20 protein-coding genes are annotated in these 22,833 nt (G+C 67.9%); all 20 read right to left on the minus strand.

The genetic code is table 11. The features are described 5' to 3' along the window. Positions 1-78 precede the first annotated feature (78 nt). Positions 79-1,584, minus strand: coding sequence for a glutamate synthase subunit beta (locus ACLQ3I_RS00130; RefSeq protein WP_425792060.1), 1,506 nt, complete (start codon positions 1,582-1,584; stop codon positions 79-81). After that, the gene (gltB, locus tag ACLQ3I_RS00135) at positions 1,577-6,148 is read right to left on the minus strand and encodes a glutamate synthase large subunit (RefSeq protein ID WP_425799800.1); all 4,572 of its coding nucleotides are present in this window, start codon (positions 6,146-6,148) and stop codon (positions 1,577-1,579) included. The genes ACLQ3I_RS00130 and gltB overlap by 8 nt, the downstream gene beginning before the upstream one ends. Positions 6,149-6,367: 219 nt before the next feature. Next, positions 6,368-7,948 (minus strand): prolipoprotein diacylglyceryl transferase, encoded by a 1,581-nt coding sequence (gene lgt, locus ACLQ3I_RS00140; protein WP_425799801.1) that lies wholly within the window; start codon positions 7,946-7,948, stop codon positions 6,368-6,370. A 116-nt stretch (positions 7,949-8,064) separates the two neighbouring features. Beyond that, positions 8,065-8,913: a tryptophan synthase subunit alpha gene (trpA, locus tag ACLQ3I_RS00145; protein WP_425792057.1), complete on the minus strand. Its 849-nt coding sequence runs from the start codon at positions 8,911-8,913 to the stop codon at positions 8,065-8,067. Then, complete coding sequence (trpB, locus tag ACLQ3I_RS00150; RefSeq protein ID WP_425792056.1) at positions 8,910-10,184, minus strand: tryptophan synthase subunit beta; 1,275 nt, start codon at positions 10,182-10,184, stop codon at positions 8,910-8,912. The genes trpA and trpB overlap by 4 nt, the downstream gene beginning before the upstream one ends. Before the next feature lie 87 nt (positions 10,185-10,271). Continuing rightward, on the minus strand, positions 10,272-11,090 hold the full coding sequence (trpC, locus tag ACLQ3I_RS00155; protein ID WP_425799802.1) for an indole-3-glycerol phosphate synthase TrpC: 819 nt from the start codon (positions 11,088-11,090) through the stop codon (positions 10,272-10,274). A 34-nt stretch (positions 11,091-11,124) separates the two neighbouring features. Further along, complete coding sequence (locus ACLQ3I_RS00160) at positions 11,125-11,934, minus strand: TIGR02234 family membrane protein (protein ID WP_425792053.1); 810 nt, start codon at positions 11,932-11,934, stop codon at positions 11,125-11,127. Continuing rightward, on the minus strand, positions 11,931-13,496 hold the full coding sequence (locus ACLQ3I_RS00165) for an anthranilate synthase component I (protein WP_425799803.1): 1,566 nt from the start codon (positions 13,494-13,496) through the stop codon (positions 11,931-11,933). The genes ACLQ3I_RS00160 and ACLQ3I_RS00165 overlap by 4 nt, the downstream gene beginning before the upstream one ends. After that, positions 13,493-13,672, minus strand: a complete 180-nt coding sequence (locus ACLQ3I_RS00170) for a tautomerase family protein (protein WP_425792049.1) — start codon at positions 13,670-13,672, stop codon at positions 13,493-13,495. Before ACLQ3I_RS00170 ends, ACLQ3I_RS00165 begins: the two co-directional genes overlap by 4 nt. Before the next feature lie 37 nt (positions 13,673-13,709). Next, positions 13,710-14,102, minus strand: coding sequence for a phosphoribosyl-AMP cyclohydrolase (hisI, locus tag ACLQ3I_RS00175; protein ID WP_425792047.1), 393 nt, complete (start codon positions 14,100-14,102; stop codon positions 13,710-13,712). A gap of 46 nt (positions 14,103-14,148) precedes the next feature. After that, positions 14,149-14,922, minus strand: a complete 774-nt coding sequence (gene hisF, locus ACLQ3I_RS00180; RefSeq protein ID WP_425792045.1) for an imidazole glycerol phosphate synthase subunit HisF — start codon at positions 14,920-14,922, stop codon at positions 14,149-14,151. A gap of 70 nt (positions 14,923-14,992) precedes the next feature. Continuing rightward, the gene (locus tag ACLQ3I_RS00185) at positions 14,993-15,841 is read right to left on the minus strand and encodes an inositol monophosphatase family protein (protein ID WP_425799804.1); all 849 of its coding nucleotides are present in this window, start codon (positions 15,839-15,841) and stop codon (positions 14,993-14,995) included. Further along, positions 15,841-16,584: a bifunctional 1-(5-phosphoribosyl)-5-((5-phosphoribosylamino)methylideneamino)imidazole-4-carboxamide isomerase/phosphoribosylanthranilate isomerase PriA gene (gene priA / locus ACLQ3I_RS00190; RefSeq protein ID WP_425799805.1), complete on the minus strand. Its 744-nt coding sequence runs from the start codon at positions 16,582-16,584 to the stop codon at positions 15,841-15,843. Before priA ends, ACLQ3I_RS00185 begins: the two co-directional genes overlap by 1 nt. Beyond that, the gene (locus ACLQ3I_RS00195; protein ID WP_425799806.1) at positions 16,577-16,864 is read right to left on the minus strand and encodes a hypothetical protein; all 288 of its coding nucleotides are present in this window, start codon (positions 16,862-16,864) and stop codon (positions 16,577-16,579) included. Before ACLQ3I_RS00195 ends, priA begins: the two co-directional genes overlap by 8 nt. Beyond that, the gene (gene hisH / locus ACLQ3I_RS00200) at positions 16,861-17,505 is read right to left on the minus strand and encodes an imidazole glycerol phosphate synthase subunit HisH (RefSeq protein WP_425792037.1); all 645 of its coding nucleotides are present in this window, start codon (positions 17,503-17,505) and stop codon (positions 16,861-16,863) included. Before hisH ends, ACLQ3I_RS00195 begins: the two co-directional genes overlap by 4 nt. Before the next feature lie 13 nt (positions 17,506-17,518). Next, positions 17,519-18,142: an imidazoleglycerol-phosphate dehydratase HisB gene (gene hisB / locus ACLQ3I_RS00205; protein ID WP_425792035.1), complete on the minus strand. Its 624-nt coding sequence runs from the start codon at positions 18,140-18,142 to the stop codon at positions 17,519-17,521. After that, positions 18,143-19,273 carry a histidinol-phosphate transaminase gene (locus ACLQ3I_RS00210; protein ID WP_425792033.1) on the minus strand — a complete coding sequence of 377 codons (1,131 nt, stop codon included), beginning with the start codon at positions 19,271-19,273 and terminating at the stop codon, positions 18,143-18,145. Continuing rightward, complete coding sequence (gene hisD, locus ACLQ3I_RS00215; protein ID WP_425792031.1) at positions 19,270-20,640, minus strand: histidinol dehydrogenase; 1,371 nt, start codon at positions 20,638-20,640, stop codon at positions 19,270-19,272. The genes ACLQ3I_RS00210 and hisD overlap by 4 nt, the downstream gene beginning before the upstream one ends. 132 nt (positions 20,641-20,772) lie before the next feature. Continuing rightward, positions 20,773-21,675 carry a carboxylating nicotinate-nucleotide diphosphorylase gene (nadC, locus tag ACLQ3I_RS00220; RefSeq protein ID WP_425799807.1) on the minus strand — a complete coding sequence of 301 codons (903 nt, stop codon included), beginning with the start codon at positions 21,673-21,675 and terminating at the stop codon, positions 20,773-20,775. Further along, a complete protein-coding gene (nadA, locus tag ACLQ3I_RS00225; RefSeq protein WP_425792027.1) occupies positions 21,668-22,741 on the minus strand; it encodes a quinolinate synthase NadA in 1,074 nt (357 codons plus the stop codon). The genes nadC and nadA overlap by 8 nt, the downstream gene beginning before the upstream one ends. Positions 22,742-22,833: the final 92 nt, after the last annotated feature.

Here is a 22,833-nt window from a genome sequence, read left to right on the forward strand (position 1 = left end):
CGACCGGGGTGGTCGCGAACACAATGAAACCAACGCCGCCCGCGCGCGTTGCGGGGCGTCGCCCACGTGGTGGTGCCGTCACCGCACCGACAGGGGCAGGGTCGCCGGCCGCACCGGCGACGGCAGGTCCGACTCGCCCATCAGGAGCTCGTCCACCGCGTGAGCGGCCGAGCGCCCCTCTGCGATGGCCCAGACCACGAGAGAGGCACCGCGGTGGGCGTCTCCGCAGACGAAGACATCCGGGGCGTCTGTCTGCCAGTCGCTGCCACACGACAGCGCACCACGACCATTGGGCTCGAGTTCGAGATCGGCGAGCAGCGGACCGCGCGTGACACCGGCGAACCCGATGGCGAACAGTGCCATCTCACAAGGGATCTCGAACTCGTCGCCGACCGGGGTGACCACTCGTCGCCCGTCCGGCTCACGGACCACCTGGACTTCGGCGAGCACCAGCGTCGTCACGTTGCCCTCCTCGTCGCCGACGAAGCGCTGGACGGCGACCTGATACTTCCGCTCACCGCCCTCGGCGTGCGCCGAGGATGTCCGCATCACCAACGGCCATGTGGGCCACGGTGACCGGTTGTCGTCGCGGTCGCTGGGCAGTTCGGGGTTGTAGTCGAGCTGCACCACCGACGTTGCCCCCTGGCGATGGGCGGTCCCGAGACAATCGGCACCCGTGTCGCCACCGCCGATGATGACGACATGCTTGCCCGCAGCAGAGATCGGCGACGGACCGTCGCCCTCGCATTCGCGATTGGCCGGCACGAGGTGCTCCATCGCGAGGTACACGCCCGCCAGCTCGCGCCCCGGCACCGCGTTGTCGCGGGCCTCCATCGCCCCGATCGCCAGCACGACAGCATCATGACGCGAGCGCAGTTCCTCCACCGACATGTCGGTACCGACGTCGCAGCTGGTGACGAACTCGGTACCCTCGGCACGCATCTGGGCGATCCGCCGATCGATATCGGACTTCTGCAGCTTGTACTCGGGGATGCCGTAGCGCAGCAGCCCACCGAGCCGATCATCGCGCTCGTAGACGGTCACCTCGTGACCGGCCCGCGTGAGTTGCTGCGCAGCAGCCATTCCCGCCGGCCCCGAACCCACGACTCCCACCGATTTTCCCGACCGCGCGGCGGGTGGTTCTGGACCGATGATGCCCTCCGCCCAGGACTCGTAGGCGATGGTCTTCTCGACACGTTTGATGGTGACGCTGCCACCGGTGGTGGCCTCCGAGATCGACAACACGCAGGCCGCCTCGCACGGCGCCGGACACACCATCCCGGTGAACTCCGGAAAGTTGTTGGTGGCGTGCAGCCGGCTACTCGCCGCGTCCCACCGTCCGCGTCGCACCAGGTCGTTCCATTCCGGGATCAGATTTCCCAGCGGACATCCCGCGGTGCCGGAATGGCAGAACGGGATTCCGCAATCCATGCAGCGGGTTGCCTGCTCGGACACCTCTGACATCTCCCGCAACGGGTTCTCACCGTGGTGATAGACGTCGTCCCAGTCCTGCACCCGCTCGGCGACCGGACGGTACTTCGATTCCTTCTTGGGGATCTCCAGAAACCCGCGCGGATCAGCCACGTGCCGCCTCCATGATCGCTGAATCGACGTCGCGCCCTTCGGCCTCGGCCATCCGAGCCGCGTCGAGGACTCGCTTGTAATCGCTGGGCATCACCTTGGTGAAGCCCAGGCACCGCCGTGGCCAGTCGGCCAGCATCGACGCACCGATCGCCGAGCCGGTGAGCTCCGCGTGCTTGGCGATCGTGTCGCGCAGGAATCGCAGGTCGTCGGGGTCCGGACGCAACAACTCCACCATCGCCATGTTCACCTTGGCGGTGTCGAGGTCGTAGACGAAGGCGATACCCCCGGACATACCGGCAGCCAGGTTGCGCCCGGTGGGCCCGAGGATCACCACCCGTCCGCCGGTCATGTATTCGCAGGCGTGGTCGCCGACGCCCTCGACCACCGCCGTGGCGCCGGAGTTGCGCACCGAGAACCGTTCGCCGACCTTGCCGCGCAGGAACACCTCCCCCGACGTCGCGCCGTACAGGATGGTGTTGCCCGCGATGACCTGATCCTCGGCGACGAACCAGGCGTCCGGATCCGGCGCGACGACGATCTTCCCGCCGCACAGCCCTTTTCCGACATAGTCGTTGGTGTCGCCCGACAGTCGGATCGTCACCCCCGGCGGCAGGAAGGCACCGAGCGACTGTCCGGCCGACCCGGTCAGCTTCACCACGATGGTGTCCTCGGCGAGCCCCTCGGCGCCGTAGCGGCGAGTGACCTCCGACCCAAGCAGCGTGCCGACCGTCCGGTTCACGTTGCGCACCGGCAATTCCAGTGTCACGGGATGTGCATCCTCGAGCGCACCTTCGGCGAGCTGGATGAAGGTCTGATCGAGAGCACGATCGAGTCCATGGTCCTGGCCCTGCATCCGGCGGGTCGGCCCCTTGTCGTCGTGGGTGCGGAAGATCGGCGTGAGATCGAGACCCTTGCTCTTCCAATGCGCCACCGCCTCAGCGGTGTGCAGACGCTGCGACTGTCCGATCGCCTCGTCGAGCGTACGGTAGCCCAGCTGCGCCAGGTGCTTTCGTACGTCCTCGGCGACGAACCGGAAGAAATTGACGACGTGCTCTGCCTGCCCAGTGAACCGCGCACGCAGCTGCGGATTCTGCGTCGCGACGCCGACCGGGCAGGTGTCGAGGTGGCAGACCCGCATCATGATGCAACCGGTGACGATGAGCGGGGCCGTCGAGAAGCCGTACTCCTCCGCACCGAGCAGGGCGGCCATGATCACGTCGCGGCCGGTACGCAGGGCGCCGTCGCACTGAACGGTGATGCGATCGCGTAAACCGTTGAGCATCAGTGTCTGCTGCGCGTCGGCGAGCCCGATCTCCCAGGGCGTGCCGGCGTGTTTGAGGGACGTCAGCGGCGACGCGCCGGTGCCTCCGTCGTGACCCGAGATCAGCACGACGTCGGCGTGCGCTTTGGACACGCCGGTCGCGACGGTCCCGACACCCACCGCACTTACCAGCTTCACGTGGATGCGTGCATCGGAGTTGGCGTTCTTCAGGTCGTGGATCAGCTGCGCGAGATCCTCGATCGAATAGATGTCGTGGTGCGGCGGTGGCGAGATCAGGGCGACGCCGGGCGTGGAATGCCGCGTCTTGGCGATCCACGGGTACACCTTGTACGCCGGGAGCTGGCCTCCCTCACCGGGTTTGGCCCCTTGCGCCATCTTGATCTGGATGTCGGTCGCGTTGATCAGGTAGTCGCTGGTGACCCCGAAGCGACCGGAGGCCACCTGCTTGACTGCGCTGCGCCGTTCCGGATCGTAGAGTCGATCGACATCTTCGCCGCCCTCACCCGAGTTGGAGCGGCCGCCGATCCGATTCATCGCGATGGCGATGGTCTCGTGCGCCTCGGCCGAGATGGACCCGTAGCTCATCGCTCCCGTGTTGAACCGCGTCATGATCGTCTCGACCGGTTCCACCTCGTCGAGCGGGATGGGATCGCGTGCGGCCAGGTCGAAATCGAACAGTCCGCGTAGCGTGCCCCCCTCGCGCGACAGCTTGTCGACCTCGTCCGAGTACTTCTGAAAGACCTCGGCCTGACCGGTTCTCGTCGCGTGTTGGAGCAGGAAGATCGTCTCGGGCGTGAACAGATGCAATTCGCCCTCACGGCGGTACTGGTATTCGCCGCCTACCTCGAGACGCCGGTACACCTGCTCTGTCGGGTTCTCCGGGAACGCGCGATGGTGCCGAATCCGGACCTCCTCGGCGAGTTCGTCGAGCCCGACACCTTCGATCCGGGAGACGGTCCGCGTGAAGTACTCCTTGACGACCTCCGACGACAGTCCGACCGCCTCGAAGGCCTGTGCGCCGGTGTACGAGCTGATCGTCGAGATCCCCATCTTGCTCATGACTTTGAGCACGCCCTTACCCAGCGCCTCGAGGTAGTTCCGACTGGCCTTGGACGACGGGACTCCGGTGAGTTCACCCTCCGCGATCAGGTCGTCGATCGACTCGAGCGCAAGGTACGGGTTGACGCCGGCCGCACCGAAGCCGATCAGCAGGGCGATGTGGTGAACCTCGCGGGCGTCACCCGACTCCACCACCAGCGCGACCTTGGTGCGTTCCTTGGTTCGGACGAGGTGATGGTGCACCGCCGACGTCGCGAGCAGCGACGGTATCGGCGCATGATCACGATCGGTCCGCCGGTCGGAGATCACCAGCGTGGTGTGCCCCTCGGCGATCGCCTGGCTCGCCCGCATCCGGAGGTCGTCGAGCGCGGCCCGCAGACCCATGCCGCCGTCGGCCACCTCGTAGAGACCGTGCAGCACCTTGGCCGACAACCCCGGATTGTCGCCGTCGTCGTTGATGTGGACGAGCTTGGCGAGGTCGTCGTTGTCGATGACCGGCCAATGCAGCAGGATCTGCCGGCACGACGCAGCGGTGGGGTTCAGGAGATTCTGTTCGGGACCCATCACGCGCGCCATCGACGTGACGATCTCTTCGCGGATGGCGTCCAGCGGCGGATTGGTGACCTGCGCGAACAGCTCGACGAAGTAGTCGTAGAGCAGTCGGGACCGCTTGGACAGCACGGCAACCGGAGTGTCGGTACCCATCGATCCGAGAGGTTCGTAGCCCGATGCGGCCATCGGCGTGAGGAGTACCCGCATGTCCTCCTCGGTGTAGCCGAACGAGACCTGTCGTCGGACGACGGTGTCGTGATTCGGTTTGTAGACCGACCGGTTCGGCAGGGTCGCGATGTCGAGCAGACCCGCATGGAGCCACTCGTCGTAGGGCTCGGCGCCGATCAGGTCGCCCTTGATCTCCTCGTCCGGGATGATCCTGCCCTGCTCGGTGTCCACGAGGAACATCCGGCCCGGTTCGAGCCTGCCCTTCGAGATGACGTCGTCGACGGGTACGTCCAGCACCCCGGCCTCCGACGCGAGGATCACGCGGCCGTCGCGGGTCTGCCACCAGCGTCCCGGCCTGAGCCCGTTGCGGTCGAGCACGGCTCCGACGACCGTGCCGTCGGTGAAGGTGACGCAGGCCGGGCCGTCCCAGGCCTCCATCAGCGATCCGTTGAACTGCAGGAACGCGTGGCGCTTCGAGTCCATGTCCGGCACGTTCTCCCACGCCTCGGGGACCATCATCATCACCGCGTGCGGAACGCTGCGGCCGCCGAGGTGCAAGAGTTCGAGGACCTCGTCGAGCGAGGCGGAATCCGATGCCTCCGGTGTGCAGATCGGGAAGGCGCGCTTCAGGTCCCCGGGGATGAGGTCGGTCTCGAGCAGCGCCTCACGTGCGCGCATCCTGTTGCGGTTGCCCCGAACGGTGTTGATCTCCCCGTTGTGGGCGACGAATCGGAAGGGGTGGGCCAGTGGCCACGACGGGAACGTGTTGGTCGAGAACCGGGAGTGCACGATGGCGATCGCGCTGTGGCACCGCTCGTCACGCAGGTCGTCGTAGTACAGCGGCAACTGCATCGTCGTCAGCATGCCCTTGTAGACCATGGTGCGGCTCGACAGCGACGGGAAGTAGATTCCCGTCCCTGCCTTGTCGATCTCCGGAGTGACCCGCTCGGCCTGCTTCCGGAACGGGTAGATGAAGCGATCGAGTTCGAGGCCGCCGATCCGCTTCGCTCCGGCAGACGGATCGACGGTGACGAACAGCTGCATCATGTACGGCATACAGCCGATCGCGGTCTCGCCGATGTCCGCGCGCTCGGCGTCGACCGGCAACTCACGCCATCCCAGGATCGTGACGCCCTCGGCGTCCGCCAGCGCACTCACCCGTTCGATGGCGCGCTCGCGCAGGACGGGATCGACCGGCAGGAAGCAGACACCAGCCGCGTAGGTGTTGTCACCAACCGTGGTCGGTGCGGGAAGGTCGAAATCGGTCACCGCGCGGAGCAATGCATCGGGGAGTTGGATGAGGATGCCCGCACCGTCACCACTGTTGACCTCGGCGCCGGCGGCACCGCGGTGTTCGAGGTTCTCGAGCGCCAGCAACCCGTCGGCGACGATCGAGTGGGAACGTCGGCCGTAGACATCGGCCACCATCGCGACACCGCACGAATCGACTTCGGCCTCTGGGTCGTACAGGCCCTGCTTGGCCGGGAGCGCGGAAAACAACATCTCGAACCTCCACTCGACTCGGTGACGAATCGCAATGCTCGATGTCCTCAGGGACAGCGCTGGCCCGTGGAGCAGTTATGCGGTGATCGGGTTCGATGGGCTGAGCCCGATCATCGTGAAGCTTCACTCTATCGGACCAAATCCGAGGGTGCCGCCTACTCCGCTGTGATCAGCACCGGAACGGGTGTGATCCGCGTGACGGGAGTGTCGATGCCCCGGCTAGTGGTGTTCGGGGTGCTCGTCGGGGTCGGTGGTGTCGGCGACATCCGGGGTGCCGTCGGCGACATCCGGGTTGCTGTCGAGGTCATCCGGGTTGCTGTCGGCGACGTCCGGGTTGCTGTCGAGGTCATCCGGGTTGCTGTCGGCGACGTCCGGGTTGCTGTCGACGTCATCCCGGGTGCTGTCGGCGACATCCGGGTTGCTGTCGGCGACATCCGGGTTGCTGTCGGCGACATCCGGGTTGCTGTCGGCGACGTCCGGGTTGCTGTCGGCGACGTCCGGGGTGCTGTCGAGGTCATCCGGGTTGCTGTCGACGTCATCCGGGTTGCTGTCGGCGACATCCGGGTTGCTATCGGCGTCATCCCGGGTGCTGTCGGCGACATCCGGGTTGCTGTCGGCGACATCCGGGTTGCTGTCGACGACATCAGGGTTGCTGTCGGCGGTGTCGTCGATCTCCGATTCGAGCACCCAGTCGTCGGTCGAGGACTCCGCGGTGAGCGGCTCCCCGTCGTCGGTCCGGGGCGTGTGCCGGGCGATCGCGGCCGCGAGTGCGGCCTCGGAGGGACTGTCGGCGGCCTCGTCGGTGTCCGCACGCCGGGCCGCCCTGCCACGTCTCGTGCCCGCGTCGGTGTCGCGATCCTCATCGGTGTCATCGGTGTCGGCGTCGTAGCGGTCATCGACGTAACCGGCGACCCCGAGCTCCTCGAGTTCTTCGGCCCGTTGCGGGTGATAGATCTCCAGCCCCTGCTCACGACCCCGTGGTGCGAGGACGAAGTAGGCTGCCGCACAGGCGAACACCAGCACCGCGGTGAACACGTTGATCCGGGTTCCGAAGATGTGGGTGGCCGGATCGGATCGCATCAGTTCGACGCCGAAGCGGCCGACGCAGTAGCCCGCCACATAGAGGGCGAACAGTCGTCCGTGACCGATTCGGAAACGCCGGTCGACGACGACGAGCAGAATCACCACCAGAACGTTCCACAGTAGTTCGTAGAGGAACGTCGGATGCACGATCGCAACCACATGCCCGTTGGATGTGCCGCTGATCAGACCGGGGTCGGCGACCCCGTTCGCGTCGACACGCTCGTAGATCTTCAGACCCCACGGCACGGTCGTCTCGCGACCGTAGAGCTCCTGGTTGAAGTAGTTCCCGAGGCGACCGATGGCTTGGGCCAGCAGGATTGCCGGGGCGAGCGCGTCACCGAACGCCGGCAGCCTGATGCCGTGTCGTCGCGCCCCGATCCAGGCACCGAGCGCGCCGAGCAGTACAGCACCCCAGATGCCCAGGCCGCCATCCCAGATCTTCAGTGCGTCGATCGGCTCCTTCGGGCCGTCGCCGAAGTAGGTCTGCCAGTCGGTGGCCACATGGTAGAGCCGTCCACCGACGAGTCCGAACGGCACGGCCCAGATCGCGACGTCGAGGACCTCGCCCTCTTGTCCGCCTCTGGCCTTCCAGCGCCGATTGCCCCACCAGACCGCGACGATGATCCCGACGATGATGCAGAGGGCGTATGCGCGCAGCGGAACCGGTCCCAGGTGCCAGACGCCCTCCGGCGGGCTCGGGAGGTAGGCCAGGACCATCGATCCTGCGGATCCAGTCCCGTCGAAAGTTGTCGGCCCAGCAAGGGGTGTCGGCACCGTCACGCTGCCACCCTAACCGACCGACCGATCCGGACCGTGGACCGGCAGTGGGACGCCTACGCGCCGCGTGCAGCCGAGCCGGCCGAGGTCGCCGCACGGACGCCCTCGGCGAGTTCGCCGACCAGCGCCGCGAGCTCGCTCGTGCCCACCTTGGCCGCCGACACCAGCGCCGAGCCCACGATCACGCCGTCGGCATAACTCGCGATCTCGGCAGCCTGCGCACCGCTGCGAACGCCCAGACCGACGCCGATCGGGATGTCCGAGTGTGCCCGCACCCGCGCACAGAGCTCCGGCGCTGCGTCGGACACCGCGTCGCGGGCTCCCGTGACGCCCATCGTCGACGCGGCGTAGACGAACCCGCGCGATGCATCGACGGTGAGAGCCAATCGTTCGGCGGTCGATGACGGCGCGACGAGATAGATGCGGTCGAGGCCATGCGCGTCGGACGCGGCCTCCCAGGCGGCACCCTCCTCGGGAATCAGATTCGGGGTGATCAGGCCGGCACCACCGGCGTTCGCCAGATCCTGCGCGAACCGATCGACCCCGTACTGCAGCACCGGGTTCCAGTAGCTCATCACGACGGCCTGTCCACCCGCCGCGGAGATCGCCTCCACGGCGGTGAAGACGTCGCGGACCCGCACACCGTTGGTCAGAGCCACGTCGGCGGCCTCCTGGATGGTGGGTCCGTCCATCACCGGATCGGAGTACGGCACGCCGACCTCGATGATGTCGCAGCCGGCCTCGACCATCGTCCGGAAGTACGCCACCGACTTCTCGACCGTGGGGTAACCGACGGGTAGGTATCCGATCAGTGCGCTGCGACCCTCGTCGCGGCATCGGGCGAAGGTGGGGCCGAGCTTCGACGGCGCGGTGTGGGTCACGGCGGCTGATTCCTGGGCACTCATACCGTCTCCCCCGTCTGTTCGCCGCCTGCCGCTGCCTCGTCCTGTGATGGTGGCTTGTCGAACAGGTGGAACCATTCCGCGGCGGTGTCGACATCCTTGTCACCACGACCGGACAGGCTCACGACGATGATCGCGCCGCCACCGAGCTCCCGGCCGAGTTTGAGCGCGCCCGCAACGGCATGCGCGGACTCGATGGCCGGGATGATGCCCTCGCGACGGCTCAGCAGCGCGAGCGCGTCCATCGCCTCGGTGTCGGTGATCGGCTGGTAATCAGCGCGGCCGATGTCCTTCAGATACGCGTGTTCGGGACCGACACCGGGATAGTCCAGACCGGCAGAGATCGAATGCGATTCGATGGTCTGCCCGTCCTCGTCCTGCAAGAGGTAGGAGTAGGCGCCCTGGAAGGCGCCCGGTGTGCCGCCCGTGAAGGTCGCGGCATGCCGGCCCGTCTCGACGCCGTCGCCGGCGGCCTCGTACCCGACGAGTCTCACCCCCGCATCGTCGATGAACGGATGGAAGATCCCGATCGCGTTGGATCCGCCACCGACGCACGCGACCACGGCGTCCGGCAGGCGACCGACCTGCTCTTGGATCTGGGCGCGCGCCTCCAACCCGACGACACGCTGAAAATCGCGCACCATCGCCGGGAACGGATGCGGCCCGGCCGCCGTGCCGAAACAGTAATAAGTGTTGTGCGCGTTGGTCACCCAGTCACGCATCGCCTCGTTGATGGCGTCCTTGAGGGTCGCCGAACCGTTGTCGACAGCGATGACCTCGGCGCCGAGGAGCCGCATCCGGGCCACGTTCAGGGCCTGCCGATCGGTGTCGACCCGGCCCATGTAGACCACGCATTCGAGACCGAGCAACGCGCAGGCGGTCGCGGTGGCGACGCCGTGCTGACCGGCGCCGGTCTCGGCGATCACCCGCGACTTGCCCATCCGCTGCGCCAGCAATGCCTGCCCGAGCACGTTGTTGATCTTGTGCGAGCCGGTGTGGTTCAGATCCTCACGCTTGAGGAAAAGCCTTGCGCCGCCGGCGGCCTCACGAAGTCGCGCCGCTTCATACAGCGGCGACGGGCGTCCGGTGTAGTCCCGCTGCAACCGGTCGAGCTCGGCGAGGTAGTCGTCGTCGCTGCGCAGTTTCTGGTACGTCGTGGTGACCTCGTCGATCACCGCCATCAACGCCTCGGGGACATGTCGTCCGCCGTAGACGCCGAAGTGGCCGCTCTCGTCCGGCTCGATCGATGTCCGCGTGGTGAGCCCGACACTCATGGCCGGGTAGGGAACGTTGGGAGAATCGGTATTCGCGCTCACGGTCTCTTGTCGTCGGCTCTCAGGGTCAGCGGGCGGAAATGGCCGTCAGCGAACCGGTTTCGGGCAGGAAGGGTGCGTCCCGGCGGTCACCAGCTCGGAGACGGCGGCCCGCGGGTTGCCACTGGTGACGAGTCCTTCGCCGACGAGCACCGCATCGGCGCCTGCGCCCGCATAGGCCAGCAGATCGGCTGTGCCGCGAACACCGGATTCGGCAACCCGGATCACTCGGGTCGGAAGCCCCGGGGCGATGCGGGCAAAGCAGTCGCGGTCGACTTCGAGGGTCTTCAGATTGCGTGCGTTGACACCCACCACCGAAGCACCGGCCTCGAGCGCGCGATCAGCCTCTTCCTCGGTGTGCACCTCGACGAGCGCGGTCATGCCCAGGCTCTCGGTGCGGTCCAGCAACGACGCCAGGACGTTCTGCTCGAGTGCCGCGACGATCAACAGGATCACGTCGGCGCCATGGGCCCGCGCCTCATGGATCTGGTAGGGCCCGACGATGAAGTCCTTGCGCAGCACCGGGATGTTCACCGCTGCTCGCACGCTGTCGAGATCGGCGAGCGACCCGCGGAAGCGGCGCTGTTCGGTCAGCACACTGATGACCCGTGCACCGCCGGCCTCATAGGCGGCGGCGAGCTCGGCGGGATCGGCGATGGCGGCCAGATCCCCCTTGGACGGGCTGGCGCGCTTCACCTCGGCGATGACCCCGATGCCCGGCTTGTTGAACGCAGCCATGGCATCGATGGGTCCTGGGGCCTGCGCGGACGCCGCCTTGATCGCCGCATAGTCGACCACGGCTTCGCGCGCGGCGACGTCAGCTTTCACTCCCTCGATGATGGAGTCGAGGACAGTCGGCGTACTCACGACGTGTGGGCCCCCTTTCGATGTTCGTGTGTTCTCAGGGTAGACCGGTGCCCGGATCGTCCTGTGGCCGGGTTGGTCGCTCACGGCCGTCGTCCGCAGGGGTGTCCGGGACATCGGTGGGATCGATCCCGGTGTCGAGTGCGTCCCACATCATGCGTTCGTTCGCGGCGGGTCCTTCGTTACGCTCGTCCCCCCGCGCGGCGTCCTCGGACGCGGCGTCACCGGTGGCCGCGGTGCCGGTTGCGGCGCCGTTGGCGCGCTCGTGCTCGGCGAAGATCTGGCGTTCCAGGTCCGCTCGCCGCGCGCCCGGACTCTTGTACTTCGACGACATCCCGGCCCCACCGGCCACCCGGAGCAGGAGCACACCGGCGAGAACAGCGCACACGGTGCCCGCCAGCGCGACCACCGCCGCCCAGGAATTGGTGGTGATCAGGAGTACCTGGAAACGGCCGGGAAGGTTGGCGGCGTCGGCGGCGTAGCCGGAGTCGGCACCACCGGTCATCAATGAGATCGCCGGGATGGCAGCGAGGACTCCGCCCGCCGCGACAAGTATCGCGATCACGCGTAGACCCCACCCACGCACCGAGAACGCCGCGAGGATGGCCGCGAGCAGCACCAGCGCCAGCGGTGTCAGCCACGGACTCCAGTCCGAGCCCTTGACGTCGAAATCCCGTGCGGGGGCGAGACCGTCCGCGGCAAGTACCCGGCACCACACCAGTCGCGACGCCGACCAGAAGGCCAGCGCCGCCAGTGCCAGCAGGATCGCGGCGAGCATCTGGCGGCGCCGCATGAACGACTTCACGGCGGCCGCCGGGTCCGTGCTCGATGGTGTCGGCGCGTTCATCGGGTCCCGCTCTCCACCGTGACCGCGTCGTCGTAGGCGCCCGACCCGACGCGCCGCATGGTGCCGGCCGCGGCCACCGCGTTGAGTACTGCGGTCGCTTTGTTGCGCGCCTCGTTGTACTCATATTCGGGCTCGCTGTCGGCGACCACACCGCCGCCTGCCTGTACGAAGGCACGCCCACCCGACATCAACGCCGTGCGGATCGCGATCGCGGTGTCAGCGTTGCCGGCGAAATCGAGATACCCGACGATCCCGCCGTAGACGCCGCGCCGCGTCATCTCGTGCTGGTCGATGAGTTCCATCGCACGCACCTTCGGGGCGCCGGTGAGCGTGCCCGCGGGGAAACACGCCGTGACCGCGTCGAGTGCGTGCTTGTCGTCGCGCAGCGTCCCGGACACCGTCGAAACGAGGTGCATGACATGGCTGTACCGCTCGACGTGCCGGTAATCGCTGACCTTGACCGTGCCGGGACGGCAGACCCGACCGAGGTCGTTGCGTCCGAGGTCGACGAGCATCAGATGCTCGGCGTTCTCCTTCTCGTCCTCCACCAGGCCCTTGGCGAGGAGCTGGTCCTCTTCCTCGGTGGCGCCGCGCCAGCGCGTGCCCGCGATGGGATGGGTGGTGGCCACTCCGTCGGACACCGTGACGAGGGCTTCGGGGCTGCTGCCGACGATGGTGAACGGACCGCTGCCGGCGCCTTCGTGACCGGGCATCCGTAGGAGATACATGTACGGACTCGGATTGGACGCGCGCAGCACGCGATAGACGTCGACCGGATCGGCCTCGGTGTCCATCTCGAATCGCTGCGACGGCACCACCTGGAACGCCTCGCCCGCTTCGATCTCGCCGACCAGGGTGGTGACGATCTCGCTGTACTCCGCGAGCGTCCGCTGCGACCGGTACTCCGGCGTCGGCCGATCGAAATGAGACACCGTGGACGGCGACGGGGCGGCCAGGGCCTCGGTCATACGGTCGAGCCGTGCGACCGCGTCGTCGTATGCCTGCTCGGCCCGCTCGGACGAGCCATCCCAGTTCACCGCGTTCGCGATCAGGGTGATGGTGCCCTCGTGGTGATCGACCGCGGCGAGGTCGGTCGCCAGCAGCATCATCATGTCGGGGAGTCCCAGATCGTCGGTCGTGGTCTCCGGAAGCCGCTCGAGCCGGCGCACCATGTCGTAGGCGAAGAACCCGACGAAGCCACCGGTCAGCGGCGGCATGTCGGGGAGCGGGTCGGTGGCCAGCAGGCGTAGCGACTCCGCCAGCGCCTCGACCGGGTCACCCCCGTCGGGAGCGCCGGTGGGGACTTCTCCCCACCAGCGGGCCTCACCGTCGACGACGGTGAGGGCCGACGGCGAGTGCGCGCCGATGAACGACCAGCGCGACCACGAACGGCCGTTCTCCGCCGACTCCAGCAGGAAGGTGCCCTCCCGGTCGCCGGCGAGCTTCCGGTATGCCGACAAGGGTGTCTCGGAGTCGGCGAGCACCTTGCGGGTGACGGGCACGACGCGGTGGTCGGCCGCGAGGTCGAGGAAGTCCGCGAGTGTCGTCGTGTCGCGGCTCATCCCAGCGGCTCGCCGCCGACGCCCCAGTGCTGCCGGGGGATCTCGGTGATGGTCACCCACACCGAGTCGGGATTCTTGCCGGTCGCCTTCGCGTAGGCATCGGTCACCGCCGCGATGGTCTCCCGTTTGACCCGGTCGGACAGGCCCGGGGTCTGCGAGATCTGGATCATTGGCATCGGCGCCGTCACCGCCTTTCTTCTCGACTGGTCGCGTTCATTCTCCCCCGCCGTCGGCAGGGGCTCCGCCGGCCGGGGGTGCGTCGGATGCCGCGAGCGGCAGCGACGCGGTGTCGAAACAACTGTGATTACCGGTGTGGCAGGCGGCGCCCACCTGGTCGACCACCAACAGCACCGTGTCACCGTCGCAGTCGAGCCGGACGTCGTGCACGAATTGGGTGTGGCCGCTGGTCTCACCCTTCACCCAGTACTGCTGCCGTGAGCGGGAGTAGTAGGTGGCGCGTCGCGTTGCCAGCGTCCGCTCGAGCGCGGCGTCGTCCATCCACGCCATCATCAAGACCGTGCCGGTCTCGCGTTCCTGGGCGACCGCAGCGAACAACCCGTCGTCATTGCGCTTGAGGCGGGCGGAGATGTCGGGGTCGAGAGCCATCTTCGAGGTCCTGTCGTGTTGTCGAGTGCGTAGGGGGAACGTCGCGTCAACGGACGATGATTCCCTCCGCCGCCATCGCGGCCTTCACGTCGGGGATGGTCAGCTCGCCGAAGTGGAACACCGACGCGGCCAGGACCGCGTCGGCGCCGGCCTGCACGGCGGGCGCGAAGTCGGCGATCCCACCTGCACCGCCACTCGCGATCACCGGGACGTCGACCTCGGCGCGTACCGCGGCCAGCATCCGCAGATCGAAGCCACGCTTGGTGCCGTCGGCATCCATCGAGTTGAGCAGGATCTCACCGACTCCGAGTTCCTGCCCGCGCCGGGCCCACTCGACGGCGTCGATACCCGTGCCGCGGCGGCCTCCGTGGGTGGTGACCTCCCACCCCGATGGTGTGGGTTCGTCGCTGTCAGGAACGGTCCGCGCGTCCACCGACAGCACGATGCACTGCGATCCGAACCTACGGCTCATCTCGGCGAGCACCTCTGGACGTGCGATGGCCGCGGTGTTGACGCTGACCTTGTCGGCACCGGCCCGCAGCATGGTGTCGACGTCGTCGACGGTGCGGATCCCGCCCCCCACGGTCAGCGGGATGAAGATCTGATCCGCCGTCCGCTTGACGACGTCGATCATCGTCGACCGGCCCGAGCTCGACGCCGTGACGTCGAGGAAGGTCAGTTCGTCGGCCCCCTCGCCGTCATAGCGGGCCGCGAGTTCGACGGGATCGCCCGCGTCACGCAGGTTCTGGAAGTTGACCCCCTTGACGACCCGCCCGTCGTCCACGTCGAGACAAGGGATCACTCGCACCGCAACTGTCATCGAAAAGTCCTCCCGATCGAGACGTCCCCGACAACACCGTCGAGACAAGGGATGACTCGCACCGCAACCGTCATCGGCGACCTCCGGAGTTCTCTGGGCGCCCGGCGCCCGGGGGCTGCGAGGCCCATTCGTCGCCGACCACGTCTTCGATGACCGTCATCAATTCCGCGTGCAGACCCGGTGCCGCACACACCAGCGAGGGCGACGCCGCCGTCCACGGTGCGCCGGCGAGATCGGTCGCGACTCCGCCTGCGGCGCGCACCAGCGCCGCACCCGCAGCGTTGTCCCACGCGTGCCGGCCGAAAGCGATTGCGCCGCCGAAGATCCCCGCGGCAGTGTAGGCCATGTCGACGCCCGTACTACCCGTCATCCGCAACCGGGCGACCCGAGAGCTCAACGCCCGGATGACATCTGCGCGTCGCGCACCGGGATAGCGACCCTTCGCGCGCTCGTTGAACGGACCGTAGGCGATGACCGAGGTCTGCAGGTCGATCGGACTCAGCGGCGGCACGGGTTCGCCGTCGACGAGCAGCGGGCCGTCGACGTGGCCGGCGTAGCGACGTCCGAGTAGCGGCAGCCAGGTCAGCCCGAGCACCGGGTCGCCGTCGACGAGCAGCCCGAGCAGGATGCCCGCCAGCGGGACACCTGTCGAATAGTTGTAGGTGCCGTCGACCGGATCGAGCACCCAGACGGGGCCCTCGGTGACCGGCGGTCCGCCGAACTCCTCACCGTGAACCGGGATCTGGGTGCGGTCGGTAAGTTCACCGGCGATCCGTCGTTCCAGATCGAGGTCGACCTGTGTGGCGAAGTCGGTGGGGCCCTTGGCGATTGCGCTCGGAGCGCCGAGCCCGGCCACGAACTCGGCGGCCACCGAGTCGAGGATGGTGCTCGCGGTGTCGAGCAGTCGTGAGTGGTCCATCACGTCCCGGCGACGGCGGCCAGGGCCTGCGGCAGGGTGAACCGGCCCGCGTAGAGCGCCTTGCCGACGATCGCACCTTCCACGCCGCGGTCGACGAGCCCGGCGATCGCGACCAGGTCGTCGAGGGCCGACACGCCGCCGGAGGCGACGACCGGCGCCGACGTGACCGCGGCGACCTCGCCCAGCAGATCCAGATTGGGTCCGGCCAGCGTGCCGTCCTTGGAGACGTCGGTGACGACGTACCGTGCACAACCGTCACGGTCGAGGCGCTCGAGCACCTCCCACAGGTCGCCGCCGTCGGTGACCCAGCCGCGACCGCGGAGACGGTAGGAGTCCCCTTCACGGACGACGTCGAGCCCGACGGCGATCCGGTCGCCGTAGCGTTCGATCGCCCGTGCACACCACTGCGGGTTCTCCAGCGCAGCCGTGCCGAGATTCACGCGGGTACAACCGGTCCCGAGCGCGGCGGCAAGCGAGTCGTCGTCGCGGATACCGCCGGAGAGTTCCACCTTCACGTCGAGTTCGCCGACGACGTCGGCGAGTAGTTCGCGGTTGTTGCCGCGGCCGAACGCGGCGTCGAGATCGACGAGATGAATCCACTCGGCACCGTCGGTCTGCCAGGCCAGCGCGGCCTCCCGCGGAGACCCGTATGAGGTCTCGGTGCCGGCCGCGCCTTGTACGAGTCGGACGGCCTGCCCGTCGGCGACGTCGACGGCGGGTAGGAGTTCAAGGGTGTTACCCATCGGTGGATGTGTTCCTGTCTGTCGTATCGGAGGTGTGGGGCCGGTCGGCACGCGCGGCCAGGATCTCATGCTCGGCACGGGCGATCATGCGCCGGGAGACGCCGCCGATCACCCAGATCATTGCCAGCACCGCGATCAGTGCGATGACCAGGCCCGCGATGGGCGACCATTGTGCCACCAGCAGGATCACCGGGATGGACACCAGCAGTACGACGACACCCGCGCCGAGCGAGTACAGGACCAGCTTGCCGTAGGAGAATCGGGTGTCGTCGATGTTCATGCCAGGGACCGGACCCAGTTGCGGAGCAGGTGCGCGCCGGCATCACCGGATTTCTCCGGGTGGAACTGGGTCGCGGCGAGTGCGCCGTTCTCGACGGCGGCCAGGAACGGCCCGCCGTGTGTCGCCCATGTCAGTTTGGGCGGATCGATCCGCGAACCGTCGGTGTCCATGCTCCAGTCCTGAACGGCGTAGGAGTGCACGAAGTAGAAACGAGTATCGGAATCCAGCCCGTCGAAGAGCATCGTGCCGTCCGCCGCGTCCACCGTGTTCCAGCCCATGTGTGGGAGCACCTTGGCCGGGAGCCGGCTGACGGTACCCGGCCACTCGCCGCAGCCCTGTGCCTCGACGTCGAATTCGACCCCCCGCTCGAACAGGATCTGCATGCCCACGCAGATGCCGAGCACCGGTCGCCCACCGGCCAGACGTCGGTCGATGATGCGGTGACCTCTGACCGCGGTCAACCCCTCCATGCAGGCGGCGAAGGCGCCGACCCCGGGGACCACCAGCCCGTCACAGTTGGTCGCGATGTCCCGGTCGTCGGTGACCGTCACCTCGGCCCCGGCCCGTTCGAGCGCGCGCTGCGCCGAACGTAAGTTGCCCGATCCGTAGTCGAGGATGGTGACCGCGGGTGCACCGCTCATCGGCTGCACCCCATCAGAGGGCGCCCTTGGTGGACGGCACACCACTCACCCGCGGATCGTTCTCGGTCGCGGCACGCAATGCGCGGGCCACCGCCTTGAACTCGGCCTCGGTGATGTGGTGCTGGTCGCGTCCGTACAGGACTCGCACGTGCAGGGCGATGCGTGCGTTCATGGCGATCGCCTCGAAGACGTGACGGTTGATCACGGTCGAATACGGAACGCCCGGATATCCGCCGATCACCGCGGTGAGCAGGTGCTCGGGTTCACCGGTGTGCACGCAGTAGGGCCGTCCGGACACGTCGACCGCCGCGTGCGCCAGGGACTCGTCCATCGGTATCCAGGCGTCGCCGAACCGCCGAATGCCCTTCTTGTCGCCGAGCGCCTGGCCCAACGCCTGACCGAGCACGATCGAGGTGTCCTCGATGGTGTGGTGTCCCTCGACCTCGACGTCACCTTTCGCCTCGACAGTCAGGTCGAAGCTGCCGTGCTGGCCGAACGCGGTGAGCATGTGGTCGAAGAACGCGATACCGGTGGAGATGTTGGTGACGCCGGTGCCGTCGAGGTTGAGCTCGACGGTGATCGACGACTCCTTGGTCGTTCGTTCGACCCGCCCGATACGCGGTGCTGTGGTGGTCACTTACCCATTCTCCAGATCTGTGGACGCGAGCGTTCGGCTGACGTCGAGGAAGGCATCGTTCTCGGCCGCCAGGCCGATGGTGACACGTAGATGGCCCGGGATTCCGACGTCGCGGATCAACACGCCGTGGTCGAGATAGCGTCGCCAGCTCGCCGGTGCGTCGCCGAAGTGACCGAAGAGGAGGAAGTTCGCGTCGGAATCCACCACGCGATACCCGGCATCGGACAGGGTCGCGGCGACGCGTTTTCGCTCGGCGATGATCGCCGCGACACCGGCCAGGGTGTCGTCGCCGTGCCGCAACGCCGCCCGGGCGGCGGCCTGCGTGAGTACCGACAGGTGATACGGCAGCCGGACGAGGAGCAACGCCTCGACGATCGCCGGTGCCGCGGCCAGGTATCCCAGGCGCCCGCCGGCAAACGCGAACGCCTTGCTCATGGTGCGGCTGACGACGACCTTGGCCGGGAACTCGTCGATGAGTTCGACCGCGCTGGGCCGCTCGGAGAACTCGCCGTACGCCTCGTCGACGATCACGATGCCCGACGCCGCCTCGACGATCCGCCGCAGGTCGTCTGGGGTCACCGAGCCGCCGGTCGGGTTGTTGGGCGAGGTCACGAACACCACGTCGGGTCGCCGGGCCGTCACCTCGGCGACCGCGTAGTCGATGTCGAGGCCGAAATCGGCAGCGCGATGGGCGGCCAGCCAGGTGGTGTCGGTGCCGTCCGAGATGATCGGGTGCATCGAGTACGAGGGCACGAATCCGAGCGAACTGCGCCCCGGGCCCGCGAAGGCCTGCAGCAGCTGCTGCAGGATCTCGTTGGAACCGTTGGCCGCCCACAGGTTCTCGACCGCGAGGGACACGCCGGTCGCGGTCGAGAGATACTCCGCCAGGTCGCTCCGCAGAGCGACGGCGTCGCGATCCGGATACCGGTGCAGCGCTGCGGCCACGGCACGCGCCGACTCTGCGACGTCGTCGATCAGTGCAGCCGACGGCGGGTGCGGGTTCTCGTTGGTGTTGAGGACCACTGGAACCTCGAGTTGCGGTGCACCATAGGCGCTCTTGCCACGGAGGTTGTCGCGCAGCGGCAGATCGTCGACGGTGATCCGGCCTCCCGGCACGGTGGGTGCGCTCACGACACCGCTCCCGAATCCGAACCACTTGCAGCGCGATGTGCGACGAACCGCTGTTTCACCGCGTCACCGTGTCCCGGCAGGTCTTCCGCGTCGGCGAGGGTCACGACGTGATCGGCGACGTCACGCAGAGCGGCCTCGTCGTAGTCGATGACATGCACGCCCCGCAGGAAGGTCTGCACCGACAGCCCCGACGCGAACCGTGCCGAACCCGATGTCGGGAGAACGTGATTGGACCCGGCGCAGTAGTCGCCCAGGCTGACCGGCGCATACGGCCCGACGAAGATCGCGCCGGCGTTGTGCACACGGTCGGCGACCGTGGCCGCGTCGCGCGTCTGGATCTCGAGATGCTCTGCGGCATAGGCGTCGACGACGGCCAGACCGGCCTCGAGATCGTCGACCAGCACGATGCCGGATTGTTCACCGGACAGGGCGGTGGTCACGCGCTCCCGATGCTTGGTGGCCGCGACCTGCGTATCGAGTGCGGTGTCCACGGCATCGGCGAGGTCGGCGCTGTCGGTCACGAGCACCGAGGCAGCGAGGACGTCGTGCTCGGCCTGGCTGATCAAATCGGATGCCAGGATGCCCGCGTCGGCGCTGTCGTCGGCGAGGATGGCGATCTCGGTCGGCCCCGCCTCGGAGTCGATGCCGACGACGCCACGACAGAGTCGCTTGGCGGCGGTCACGTAGATGTTGCCGGGACCGGTGATGAGGTCGACCGGATCCAGGACGGCACCCGGGTAGTCGGCGGCATCGGTGTCGGTGCCGCCGTAGGTGAGCAGGGCCACGCCCTGCGCGCCGCCGACCGCCCACACCTCGTCGACGTCGAGCAGCGCACACGCGGCGAGGATGGTCGGGTGCGGCCATCCGCCGAAGTCCTTCTGGGGCGGCGAGGCGATCACCAGCGAACCGACACCTGCCTCCTGGGCGGGCACCACATTCATGATCACCGACGACGGGTAGACCGCGTTGCCGCCGGGCACGTACAGGCCGACGCGCCGTACCGGGATCCACTTCTCGCTGACCACGCCGCCGTCGACGACCTGCGTGCGGGAGGTCTCCCGACGCTGGTCGGCGTGGACCTTGCGGGCCCGGGTGATCGATTCGCGCAACGCGTCGGCGACGGCCGGGTCGAGTCGCGCAAGCGCGTCGGCGATCACCGCAGCGGGGACGCGAACCGAGGTCGGCCGGACACCGTCGAACTTGGTACCGAACTCGAGCGCGGCCTCGACCCCGCGCTCGGCGATCGCGTGAACCACCGGCGCCACCGTGTCGAGGACGGCATTGACATCGGTGCCCCCACGCGGCAGCGCGCGACGCAATTCGGCGAGCGTCGGGGTGGCGCCGCGCAGGTCGGTTCGGGCGAGCATCGGGTTCTCCTGTGAGCTGGGGAGGGTGCGCACCATGCGCACACGTCACGACCAGTTTATGGGGTCGGGAGAAGCGGTTTCCGATCGGTAGCAAGAATCCGCGCACAGCGCGGATTCTTGCTACCGATTCGCTCAGGGAGCCGGGATGTCGAGCCCGAGGTCGAGCACGGTGACCGAATGCGTCAGCGCACCGACGGCGAGATAATCGACCCCCGTGCGTGCGTAGTCGGCGGCCATCTCGAGCGAGAGCCCACCGGAACTCTCCAGCTTCGTCCGGGGAGATCGCGTGTTGCGACGCTGTACCGCCATCTGCGTCTCCCACAAGGCGAAGTTGTCGAGCAGCACCAACTGCGGTTCCAGCGGCAGTACTTCGTCGAGCTGCGCCAGCGAATCGACCTCCACCTCGACCGGGAGGCCGGGGGCAGCCGCACGCACGGCGCTCAACGCCGCGCTCACCGAGCCGGCCGCAGCCACGTGGTTGTCCTTGATCAGCGCCGCATCGCCGAGGCCCATCCGATGGTTCACGCCGCCGCCGGCGCGGACTGCGTACTTCTGCAGATATCGCATTCCCGGCAACGTCTTCCGCGAATCACGCACCCTGGTGTCCGTCCCCTCGACCGCGGCCACCCATCGGGCCGTCGCGGTGGCGATGCCGGAGAGGTGCGACACCAGATTGAGCGCCGTCCGCTCGGCGGTGAGCAGTGTGCCGGTCGGCGCATGCACGCGGAGCACCACATCGCCGGGCCCCACCGCGGCGCCGTCGGGAACGGCGGCCGTCACCTCGTAGGCACCGGCGCCGATCACCTCGTCGAACACCGCGAGCACCACCGGGACCCCCGCGATCACGCCGTCGGCCCTGCTGACGACCGCGGCCTCGGTCCGCGCGTCGGCGGGAACGGTCGCGAGCGTCGTCACGTCGGGGCCGTGGCGCAAATCCTCGTCGAGAGCGGTCCTGATCAATGTCCGGACCTCGTCGGTGACGGTCAGATCCAGGTCCGCGGCGGCCCGGACCTGACCGACGAATGCCTCATTCACCGGAACCGGGACTGCCGATCGAGATCATCCGCTCGACGCTCTTGCGCGCCCGCTCGGCGACGTCGGGCGCGACATGAACCTCGTCGCGGCCCTCACGCAGCGAACGAAGCAGCGCAGCGGGGGTGATCATCTTCATGTACGGGCACGACGCGCGGTCGTTGACGGCCTGGAAATCGACTGTCGGCGCGGCCTTGCGAAGCTGGTGCAGCATGCCGATCTCGGTGGCCACCAGAACCTGGCGGGCGCCTGTCGTGCGGGCGGCGTCGAGCATGCCGCCGGTGGACAGGATCTTCACGCGATCCTCGGGGACCGCTCCCTCACCGGCGAGGTAGAGCGCCGACGTCGCGCACCCGCACTCGGGGTGGATGAAGAGGTCGGCATCGGGGTGGGCGCTCGCCTGGTCGGCGAGTTCGTCCCCGTTGATGCCGGCGTGCACGTGACATTCGCCTGCCCAGATGTGGATGTTGTCGCGACCGGTCTCCCGCTTCACATGGGCCCCGAGGAACTGGTCCGGGAGGAACAGCACGTCGCGGTCGGGCTCGATCGATGCGACGACGTCCACGGCATTCGACGAGGTGCAGCAGATGTCGGTGAGACCCTTCACCTCCGCGGTCGTGTTCACGTAGGAGACCACCACCGCGTCAGGGAACTCGGACTTCCATTCGCGCAGCTCGTCGGCGGTGATGGAGTCCGCGAGAGAACATCCGGCGCGGGCGTCGGGGATCAGCACCCGCTTCTCGGGGCTGAGGATCTTCGCGGTCTCCGCCATGAAGTGCACGCCGCAGAAGATGATCTCGTCGGCGTCGACCTCGGCGGCGATCCGCGACAGTGCGAGCGAGTCGCCGACGTGGTCGGCGACATCCTGGATCGCGGGAAGCTGGTAATTGTGCGCGAGCAACGTCGCGTTGCGAGCGCGGGCAAGCCGTCGAACCTCGTCGGCCCATTCTGGTGTCGGCTCCACGCCGGCGTACCCGCCGGGTCCGTCGGTCCACACGGCATCCATCAGACCGAGGTCGACGCTCGCCACTCCTGGCGCCGCGGCCGGACGATCGCTGGTGATGCTCATCTGCCACTCCTCTACCGGTCACGCTCGGGGCATGGGTCATGCGGCCGAGCAGGGTTTTCGACTGGTGGTCGAAAACACTGCCCATGGTAACA

The sequence above is a fragment of the Gordonia sp. DT101 genome (genome assembly GCF_049844895.1).
Taxonomy (GTDB): Bacteria; Actinomycetota; Actinomycetes; order Mycobacteriales; family Mycobacteriaceae; genus Gordonia.

Coding starts and splice junctions, on each gene's coding strand:
- gltB (WP_425799800.1), bottom strand. CDS start 6,148: ATGTTGTTTTCCGCGCTCCCGGCCAAGCAGGGCCTGTACGACCCAGAG.
- lgt (WP_425799801.1), bottom strand. CDS start 7,948: ATGGTCCTGGCCTACCTCCCGAGCCCGCCGGAGGGCGTCTGGCACCTG.
- trpA (WP_425792057.1), bottom strand. CDS start 8,913: ATGAGTGCCCAGGAATCAGCCGCCGTGACCCACACCGCGCCGTCGAAG.
- trpB (WP_425792056.1), bottom strand. CDS start 10,184: ATGAGTGTCGGGCTCACCACGCGGACATCGATCGAGCCGGACGAGAGC.
- ACLQ3I_RS00160 (WP_425792053.1), bottom strand. CDS start 11,934: ATGAACGCGCCGACACCATCGAGCACGGACCCGGCGGCCGCCGTGAAG.
- ACLQ3I_RS00165 (WP_425799803.1), bottom strand. CDS start 13,496: ATGAGCCGCGACACGACGACACTCGCGGACTTCCTCGACCTCGCGGCC.
- ACLQ3I_RS00170 (WP_425792049.1), bottom strand. CDS start 13,672: ATGCCAATGATCCAGATCTCGCAGACCCCGGGCCTGTCCGACCGGGTC.
- hisI (WP_425792047.1), bottom strand. CDS start 14,102: ATGGCTCTCGACCCCGACATCTCCGCCCGCCTCAAGCGCAATGACGAC.
- hisF (WP_425792045.1), bottom strand. CDS start 14,922: ATGACAGTTGCGGTGCGAGTGATCCCTTGTCTCGACGTGGACGACGGG.
- ACLQ3I_RS00185 (WP_425799804.1), bottom strand. CDS start 15,841: ATGGACCACTCACGACTGCTCGACACCGCGAGCACCATCCTCGACTCG.
- priA (WP_425799805.1), bottom strand. CDS start 16,584: ATGGGTAACACCCTTGAACTCCTACCCGCCGTCGACGTCGCCGACGGG.
- ACLQ3I_RS00195 (WP_425799806.1), bottom strand. CDS start 16,864: ATGAACATCGACGACACCCGATTCTCCTACGGCAAGCTGGTCCTGTAC.
- hisH (WP_425792037.1), bottom strand. CDS start 17,505: ATGAGCGGTGCACCCGCGGTCACCATCCTCGACTACGGATCGGGCAAC.
- hisD (WP_425792031.1), bottom strand. CDS start 20,640: ATGCTCGCCCGAACCGACCTGCGCGGCGCCACCCCGACGCTCGCCGAA.
- nadA (WP_425792027.1), bottom strand. CDS start 22,741: ATGAGCATCACCAGCGATCGTCCGGCCGCGGCGCCAGGAGTGGCGAGC.